The sequence below is a fragment of the Methanosarcina spelaei genome (genome assembly GCF_002287235.1).
Lineage (GTDB): Archaea > Halobacteriota > Methanosarcinia > Methanosarcinales > Methanosarcinaceae > Methanosarcina > Methanosarcina spelaei.
The window spans coordinates 1-2,272 of record NZ_LMVP01000222.1; the positions used below are offsets into that span (position 1 = coordinate 1).

Here is a 2,272-nt window from a genome sequence, read left to right on the forward strand (position 1 = left end):
ACGAATACAAATAAATATAATAAAGAAAAATAATTATATACAGATAATTATCAGGCAAAATAGGTAAAAAACCATAGTCCAGGACAGCGGATAAAGCTCATTTTGTTGAAACGTGAGGATAAACAGTTTCTAAACGCTGCCCAAAATGTATGAATCCCAAAAATGTATGAATTAACCCACCTGCACAGCTGCAGAAGTTGCCGAGATAGTAAGATGTCATCCCTCATTGGTAAAAAACAGGCTTTCAAATAAGCGGAACAAGGTAAATCAAAGAAGAAGCAGATAGGTAGAACATGGGTTTTTAGATCCTTAACTGGAATTTAAAAGATGACAAAAAATAAAACATATTTTTCAAAAATGGTCTTTATGGTATTACGGAGAATATATACGTGCAAAATCTTGATCTTATCCTCACGTTGACCGGAGGATTTGTTGCAGCTCTGGTGTTTGGCTATCTTACTCATCGCTTCGGGTTATCACCTATTGTTGGCTATCTGCTTGCCGGGATCATGGTAAGCCCGCATACGCCGGGTTTCGTTGCAAATACGGAACTCGCTGAACAACTGGCCGAGATCGGGGTTATCCTGCTCATGTTCGGGGTCGGCCTGCAGTTTCATTTTCAGGAATTCTGGGCGGTCAGGCGCATTGCCCTGCCTGGGGCTCTTATCCAGAGCCTGGCGACGGCGGCATTTGGAGCAATCGTGATGCATACGCTCGGCTGGGGCTGGAAGGTAGGGATCATCTTTGGTCTTGCCATATCGGTTGCAAGTACCGTTGTCCTGACCCGGGTCCTCTCGGACAACAACGAGATCCATACCCAGACCGGGCATATTGCCTTGGGCTGGCTGGTAATGGAAGACCTCCTTACTGTATTTGTCCTGGTGCTGCTCCCTGTTGTACTCGATCCGGGGATTGGCGGAGTAACCGGCATCATGGAAGCTTTCATGCTTACAGCCATAAAAATCATTATTTTGCTGGTGTTCACCTTTGAAGTGGGAGGACGGCTTCTTCCACGCTTGCTTACTCATATTGCAAATACCAATTCACAGGAACTATTTACCCTAGCAGTGCTGGCAATCGCCCTAGGTATCGCCGTGGGATCGGCTTATATGTTTGATGTCTCAATGGCCTTGGGGGCGTTCCTTGCCGGGATGGTGGTAGGACGATCAGAATTCAGCACACGGGCCGCAACCGAGGCACTTCCTCTGCGGGATGCATTTGCCGTGCTCTTCTTTGTCTCGATTGGGATGCTCTTTGACTGGAACAGCTTGCTCGAGTCCCCGGTTCTCGTGATAGCCACCCTTGCAATAATCTTGCTGGGCAAACCGTTGGTGGCATTTCTCATTGTTGTCCTGATGCGATACCCACTCCGGGTTGCGCTCTCTATTGCCCTGATACTTTCCCAAATCGGTGAGTTTTCGTTCATTCTGGCAACGGTAGGAACGAACATGAATATTCTTCCTGCAAATGCCCAGAATATCCTCGTAGCAGCTGCAATTATCTCAATTACCCTCAATCCACTCCTTTACCGGGCCGGTGGAAAGATAGAACGTTGGCTAAATCGGTGCATGCCGGGTCTTACTAATTGTATCCATGCCAGGTGTGCTCCAGCACCGGCTACGAACGGGCAGGAGAACAAGCAATCTGGACAGACCCATGTCATTGTGATCGGGTACGGGCACGTAGGCCAGACCGTGGTACGGCTGCTCTTGGAGAACGATATCTGCCCGACGATTGTGGAACTGAACATTCAGACGATCCAGTCTCTTCGTTCCCAGGGGTACCGGACAGTATACGGGGATGCTGCACGCTTCAATACGCTTTCCGAGGCAGGAATCAAGAATGCACATGCACTGGTGCTCAGTGCCTCCAATGTTAAGGGAGAATGCGAGATTGTCAGGCAGGCACGGGAACTGAACCCTAATATCAGGATCATTGCACGGACTATCTACCTGTCCAACCGGAAAAAACTGATTGCTGCAGGGGCAGATGTCATCTTTTCCGATGAGGGCGAAGTGGCGCTCTCGGTTACGGAAATGATTTTAAAACAATTCGGTGCAACACCGGATCAGATTAACAGGGAGCGTAACCGGGTGCATGAGAGTTTCTATGAAAATTTCGTCTCCACTCCACTACAGGTAAAAAAAGAAGAAACTTGACCAGATCCAGCTCCCTGTCCTTGGGTCCCGAATGACAGGAAAAGCAACCCGGAATAGGCAAGGAACATTCCATGCCAGTCCAACGGAGGATTACTATCCCATTTTGCTGCTGG

Annotated in this window: 1 protein-coding gene; it reads left to right on the plus strand. The window is 48.3% G+C overall.

Annotated elements, in window-relative coordinates; all coding sequences use genetic code 11:
• Window positions 1-443 precede the first annotated feature (443 nt).
• On the plus strand, window positions 444-2,159 hold the full coding sequence (locus ASJ81_RS11270; protein ID WP_245860078.1) for a cation:proton antiporter: 1,716 nt from the start codon (window positions 444-446) through the stop codon (window positions 2,157-2,159).
• Window positions 2,160-2,272 lie beyond the last annotated feature (113 nt).